The organism is Salmonella sp. FC25216, from assembly GCF_057751355.1.
In genome coordinates this window covers 80500-87048 of record NZ_JBDGON010000016.1, presented here as the reverse complement: position 1 = coordinate 87048, position 6549 = coordinate 80500, and the positions used below count along the sequence as shown (strand labels likewise).

Annotated in this window: 5 protein-coding genes; 1 reads left to right on the top strand and 4 read right to left on the bottom strand. The window is 53.4% G+C overall.

The genetic code is table 11. The features are described from left to right. Window positions 1-170: 170 nt before the first annotated feature. From hemG to pepQ, 4 genes are read right to left on the bottom strand one after another with little or no spacing between them, the layout of a single operon-like run. The gene (gene hemG, locus AC3G3F_RS22515; protein WP_053511014.1) at window positions 171-716 is read right to left on the bottom strand and encodes a menaquinone-dependent protoporphyrinogen IX dehydrogenase; all 546 of its coding nucleotides are present in this window, start codon (window positions 714-716) and stop codon (window positions 171-173) included. Window positions 717-727: 11 nt separating this feature from the next. Further along, the gene (gene trkH / locus AC3G3F_RS22510) at window positions 728-2179 is read right to left on the bottom strand and encodes a Trk system potassium transporter TrkH (RefSeq protein WP_023247422.1); all 1452 of its coding nucleotides are present in this window, start codon (window positions 2177-2179) and stop codon (window positions 728-730) included. Window positions 2180-2217: 38 nt separating this feature from the next. Further along, window positions 2218-2832 (bottom strand): IMPACT family protein, encoded by a 615-nt coding sequence (locus tag AC3G3F_RS22505; RefSeq protein WP_053528811.1) that lies wholly within the window; start codon window positions 2830-2832, stop codon window positions 2218-2220. Next, window positions 2832-4163, bottom strand: coding sequence for a Xaa-Pro dipeptidase (gene pepQ / locus AC3G3F_RS22500; protein ID WP_488395799.1), 1332 nt, complete (start codon window positions 4161-4163; stop codon window positions 2832-2834). The genes AC3G3F_RS22505 and pepQ overlap by 1 nt, the downstream gene beginning before the upstream one ends. Window positions 4164-4352: 189 nt before the next feature. Here pepQ and fadB point away from each other — a divergent pair, with 189 nt between their 5' ends. Then, the gene (gene fadB, locus AC3G3F_RS22495) at window positions 4353-6542 is read left to right on the top strand and encodes a fatty acid oxidation complex subunit alpha FadB (RefSeq protein WP_023247419.1); all 2190 of its coding nucleotides are present in this window, start codon (window positions 4353-4355) and stop codon (window positions 6540-6542) included. The last annotated feature ends 7 nt before the right edge of the window (window positions 6543-6549 follow it).

Below are 6549 nucleotides of genomic sequence, written 5' to 3'. Positions count from 1 at the left end.
AAGCGTTTATTTTCGCTTTTCTCCGTGAGGTTCTGGTCTGAACCCCGCTGACCCGGCGGCCTGTGTGCCGTTGTTCCGTGTCAGTGGTGGCGCATTATAGGGAGTTATTTCCGCCTGACAAGAGGAAATTTAAAATAATTTTCTGAGTGCGCACTTTTTATGCTTTACGCTTATTTTGCCGACGATTTGTTAGTTAAATGGGCTATTTCACGGGCAAAGTTCGCAACCTGATCCCAGTCGGTGTACACCACTTCTTTACTGGTATCCGTTTCGCCGCCCGACATCTTCATAATAAGCTTGATCATCAGACGGTCATACCAGCGATAGCGGGGATAGCGAAGCGCGCCTGCAATGACAGCGCAATGATCAGGTCGCCACGGAGAACTCATCAAAAACTTACGCGCGTAGCTGTTAGTCTGCGGCGTCCGTTTTTCCGCTTTACGCGCCACCAGGTTAACGGAATAAAAGGCGCTCGGCATTCCGTTCAACCGCGGAGCGTATTTCTTAACGAACTCCTGGAAGGCGCTGTGGTAATGACCATAACGAATGGACGCGCCAATCACTACGCGATCATAGCTATCCCAGTCTGGCTCTTCTGCGCGATGCAGATTAACGACATCGGCCCAGATCCCCATCTCTTTGAGTTCAGAAGCCAGATAAGAGGCAATTTCGCGCGTTTGTCCGTCCCGGGTAGAGAAAAGAATCAATGTTTTCACGTGTTACTCCATTATTCACGCCAGAAAGTCGGGGTAAAAAGTACCAGCAAAGTGAATACTTCCAGACGACCAAATAGCATGTTGGCGATGAGTATCCATTTCGCAACCGGATTCATACTGGCGAAGTTATCAGCAACAACCCCCAGCCCCGGTCCCAGGTTATTAAGCGTAGCCACTACCGAGGCGAAAGCCGAGAAATCATCTACGCCTGTAGCGATAATGGCCAGCATACTGACAATAAATACCAGCGCGTAGGCAGAGAAGAATCCCCAGACGGCTTCCAGAATACGTTCTGGCAGCGCCCGGTTCCCCAACTTAATACTGTAAACGGCATTCGGATGCACCAGACGTTTGAGTTCGCGGTTCCCCTGTTTAAACAACAGCAGAATGCGGATAACCTTTAACCCCCCGCCCGTTGACCCGGCGCAACCGCCAATAAACGCAGAACATAGCAGCAAGACCGGCAAAAACAGCGGCCAACGCGCAATGCTGTCCGTGGTAAACCCTGCCGTTGTCGCCATCGACACAACCTGGAAGAACGCCTGATTTAGCGTTGTCAGCGCCGAGTCGTAGATATTATGGAACCACAGTACCAGCGTGCAGATCACCACCAACGTCAACTGTACGCCGATGAACATGCGGAATTCCGGATCGCGCCAGTATACTTTCAGGCTACGCCCACTTAATAAAGAGAAATGCAAACCATAGTTACAACCGGAGATCAGTAGGAAAATAGCGATGATGGTATTAATAGTGGGACTATCAAAATAGCCTACGCTGGCGTCATGCGTTGAGAAGCCGCCGATGGCGATAGTGGCGAAGCTGTGTCCGATAGCGTCAAACGCGGGCATCCCCGCAAACCATAGCGCCAGTGCGCAGGCTGCCGTTAGCAAGACATAGATAAGCCACAGCGTTTTCGCCGTCTCCGCAATACGCGGGCGCATTTTGTTATCTTTCAGCGGCCCCGGCATTTCCGCCCGATAGAGTTGCATCCCCCCGACGCCGAGGATAGGGAGAATCGCCACCGCCAGCACAATGATCCCCATGCCGCCAAACCATTGCAGCATCTGACGATAAAAAAGAATGGCGTGCGGTAATGAATCCAGCCCCACCAGCGTAGTGGCACCCGTGGTGGTTAACCCAGAGAACGATTCAAAAAAAGCATCGGTAATGGTGAGGTTAGGGCTTTCCGAGAAAATAAACGGCAGCGCACCCACGCTGCCCAGCACGGTCCAGAACAGCACCACGATAAGAAATCCTTCGCGGGATTTCAGCTCGCCCTTTTCCCTGCGGTTCGGCCACCACAGCATGGAACCGATCGCCAGCGCGACAAAAAAGGTCTGCGTGAACGCCCTTCCTGCGCCATCACGATATATTAGCGCTACCAGTCCCGGGAGAATCATTGTCCCCGAAAATAAGATAACCAGTAGTCCAACGATTCGGGTAATGGCGCGAAAATGCATCTCTGCCGCTTCCTTTATTCTTAACAATGAGGTGGGGATTATTCTTCAATCGCTAACAATTGCAATGAACCACGGCTAAAATCCGCCAGTTTTGTGGAAAATGCATTCACATGAGTAAAAGGAAGCGCCACCCTGAGCCAAACAGACGCCTGGTAATCGCTGGAAACGATCTTCCCGGCAAACTGTCCTAATAATGCTTCGATTCCGGCCAACTGACCGTACTCACACTGCAAAGTATATTCGGTTAATGGCGTCTTGCGCTGTGTGGCAAGCTGACGTAATGCTTGATTCACGCCGCCGCCATAGGCTTTTACCAGCCCGCCCGTACCCAGCAGAATACCACCATAGTAGCGCACGACGACGGCGGTAATCTCTCCGACGCCGCTGCCCATCAATTGCGCAAGCATCGGCTTGCCTGCCGTTCCCGCCGGTTCACCGTCGTCTGAAAAGCCCAGTTGCTGTGAGTCGTCCGGCGCACCCGCCACCCACGCCACGCAATGGTGACGCGCATCAGGATGCTCAGCTCTGACTGACTCCACAAACGCTTTCGCCGCGTCTACGCCATCGGTATGCGCCAATAGCGTAATAAAGCGGCTTTTTTTGATCTCTTCAACAACGGTGACCGACGCTGCAGGGATTAACCAACTGTCCATTACGCCAGTTTTAAATCCCGCGTCATGTTTTCCACGCCGCTTTCGTGGATGATCACGTTATCTTCAATGCGAATACCGCCGAAAGGCTTGAGCGCTTCAATTTTCTGCCAGTTGAAGTGCTTGCTGAACGGCCCTTCGCGCCACGGCGCTAACAGCGATTCGATGAAGTAAATCCCCGGCTCAATGGTCAACACCATTCGCGGCTGTAACACACGCGTGCAGCGCAGATACGGGTATTTGGACGGCGCAGCGAGATGCGTACCGGAATCATCCTGCATAAACCCGGCCACATCGTGTACCTGCAGACCCAACGGATGACCAATACCGTGCGGCATAAACGGCCCGGTGAGATCATTTTCCACCATCGCCTCTTCACTCATGTCGGTAATGATTTGATGTTTACGCAGCAGCGTCGCGATGCGCTGATGGAACTGAATATGATAATCCACATAGCTGACGCCCGCCTTCATGGTAGCGATCAGCGCCAACTGTTCGTCGTTAACATCTTTCACCAGGTGGGCGTAGTCGTTATCGCTTTTCGCTGACCAGGTCCGCGTCAGATCCGCCGCGTAGCCGTTGTATTCCGCGCCCGCATCCAGCAGGAAGCTGCGCATTTCAGACGGCGCCTGATGATCCAGTTTAGTGTAATGCAGCACGGCGGCATGTTCGTTCAGCGCCACAATGTTGCTGTACGGAACATCGGTATCACGATGACCCGTGGCGGTCAGGTACGCCAGGTTGATGTCAAACTCGCTCATGCCGGAACGGAAGGCTTCTTCTGCCGCGCGATGGCCGCTCACCGCCATTTTCTGCGCTTCACGCATACAGGCCAGCTCATAATCCGTTTTATAGGCGCGGTAGTAATGCAGATAGTCGATAACACCTTTCGGGTTGATGTTGTTGGCGGCGATATCCAATTGTAGCGCGCGCTCAGGAACCGGGCCGATATAGCCGATATTGCCACGCGCGGCAGGCAGTTGGCTGCCGATGCCATCCGCTTTCGGCAAGGCGACGACCTCGACTTCTTCCGTCCAGAAGGACGTTGGCAGCGGTTCAACGTTATGCCAGTAATCGACGGGCAGATAAAACCACAGTTTGGGTTTGTTGACGCCATCAACCAGCAACCAGCAATTTGGAACCTGAGTTACCGGCACCCACGCTTTAAACTGTGGATTCACCTTAAACGGATAAGGGTGATCGTCGAGAAAGACGTTGAATAGCTCGCCGGAGTGAATAAGTAACGCATCCAGCCTAAAGCGCGCCAGAACATCACGCGTCCGTTCTTGTAAGGTAACGATATGATTTTTATAGAGCGCGGCCAGTGATTCCATTTTTTACCCTTCTGTTTTTTTGACCTCAAGTCCCCGCATCTTAGCACATCGCTCCATGAGAGCGTGATCTCTGCCGAGCGTGATCACATCGGCATTTCTTTAATCATTTATTTGCATTTTTTTAACACAAAATACACACTTCGCTTCATCTGGTACGACCAGATCACCTTGTGGATTCAGGAGACTGACATGCTTTATAAAGGCGACACCCTGTACCTCGACTGGCTGGAAGATGGCATCGCCGAACTGGTGTTCGATGCTCCAGGCTCGGTCAATAAACTCGACACCGCAACCGTCGCCAGCCTCGGCCAGGCGCTTGAGGTGCTGGAAAAGCAACACGATTTAAAAGGGCTACTGCTGCGCTCTAATAAAGCGGCCTTTATTGTCGGCGCGGACATCACCGAATTTCTTTCACTGTTCCTCGTACCCGAAGAGCAGTTAAGCCAATGGCTGCATTTCGCTAACAGCGTCTTTAACCGTCTGGAAGATTTACCCGTACCGACCCTTGCCGCCGTAAACGGCTATGCGCTGGGCGGCGGGTGCGAATGCGTGCTGGCGACCGATTACCGTCTGGCGACACCAGACCTCCGTATCGGTCTGCCGGAAACCAAACTGGGCATCATGCCGGGCTTCGGCGGCTCCGTTCGTTTGCCGCGTATGCTGGGCGCGGACAGCGCGCTGGAGATTATCGCGGCGGGTAAAGATGTCGGTGCTGAGCACGCGCTGAAAATCGGCCTTGTGGATGGCGTGGTCAAACAAGAGAAACTAATTGAAGGCGCGATAGCGGTGTTGCGCCAGGCCATTGCCGGCGACCTTGACTGGAAAGCCAAGCGCCAGCCGAAGCTGGAGCCGTTGAAACTCAGTAAGATTGAAGCGGCGATGAGCTTTACCATCGCCAAAGGCATGGTCGCACAAACGGCAGGTAAACATTATCCGGCGCCGATGACCGCAGTGAAAACCATTGAAGCCGCTGCGCGTTTTGGTCGTGAAGAAGCGCTGAATCTGGAAAATAAAAGCTTTGTTCCACTGGCGCATACCAATGAGGCTCGCGCGCTGGTCGGTATCTTCCTCAACGATCAGTATGTAAAAGGTAAAGCCAAAAAGCTGACCAAAGATATTGAGACGCCGAAACAGGCAGCCGTACTGGGCGCGGGCATTATGGGCGGCGGTATCGCTTACCAGTCGGCCTGGAAAGGCGTACCGGTCATCATGAAAGATATCAACGATAAATCGTTGAGGCTGGGCATGACCGAAGCGAGCAAGCTGCTGAACAAACAACTGGAGCGCGGCAAGATCGACGGTCTGAAGCTGGCGGGCGTCATTTCGACCATCCACCCGACTCTCGATTATACCGGTTTCGATCGCGTAGATGTTGTTGTCGAAGCGGTGGTCGAAAATCCGAAAGTGAAAAAAGCGGTACTGGCGGAAACGGAAGAGAAAGTGCACCCAGAAACCGTGCTGGCCTCGAATACCTCCACCATTCCGATCGGTGAACTGGCAAACGTCCTGAAACGTCCAGAAAACTTTTGCGGAATGCACTTCTTTAACCCGGTACACCGGATGCCGCTGGTTGAAATTATTCGCGGTGAGAAGAGTTCAGACGAAACCATTGCCAAAGTCGTCGCCTGGGCAAACAAAATGGGCAAGACGCCGATTGTGGTCAACGACTGCCCCGGCTTCTTTGTTAACCGCGTGCTATTCCCCTATTTCGCCGGTTTCAGTCAACTACTGCGTGACGGCGCGGATTTCCGCAACGTCGATAAAGTGATGGAAAAACAGTTCGGCTGGCCGATGGGCCCAGCCTATCTGCTGGATGTTGTCGGTATTGATACCGCGCATCACGCACAGGCGGTAATGGCGGCAGGCTTCCCGCAACGGATGCATAAAGAGTATCGCGATGCGATCGACGCGCTGTTTGACGCCAGCCGTTTTGGGCAAAAAAACGGTCTGGGCTTCTGGCGCTATAAAGAAGACAGCAAGGGTAAGCCGAAGAAAGAAGAAGATGCCGCTGTGGATGACCTGCTGGCAAGCGTCAGCCAGCCGAAACGCGATTTCAGCGACGACGAGATTATCGCCCGCATGATGATCCCGATGATTAACGAAGTGGTTCGCTGTCTGGAAGAAGGCATTATCGCAAGCCCGGCGGAAGCCGATATGGCGCTGGTCTACGGCCTGGGCTTCCCTCCGTTCCACGGCGGCGCGTTCCGCTGGCTGGATACACAGGGCAGCGCGAAATATCTTGATATGGCGCAGCAGTATCAACACCTCGGCCCGCTGTATGAGGTGCCGGAAGGGCTGCGTAATAAAGCGCGCCATAACGAACCGTATTATCCCCCGGTTGAACCAGCCCGTCCGGTTGGTTCTCTGAAAACGGCTTAAGGAGTCA

Excerpts from the sequence above, each read along its gene's own strand:
- trkH (WP_023247422.1), bottom strand. The coding sequence starts at position 2,179 with ATGCATTTTCGCGCCATTACCCGAATCGTTGGACTACTGGTTATCTTA.
- AC3G3F_RS22505 (WP_053528811.1), bottom strand. The coding sequence starts at position 2,832 with ATGGACAGTTGGTTAATCCCTGCAGCGTCGGTCACCGTTGTTGAAGAG.
- pepQ (WP_488395799.1), bottom strand. The coding sequence starts at position 4,163 with ATGGAATCACTGGCCGCGCTCTATAAAAATCATATCGTTACCTTACAA.
- fadB (WP_023247419.1), top strand. The coding sequence starts at position 4,353 with ATGCTTTATAAAGGCGACACCCTGTACCTCGACTGGCTGGAAGATGGC.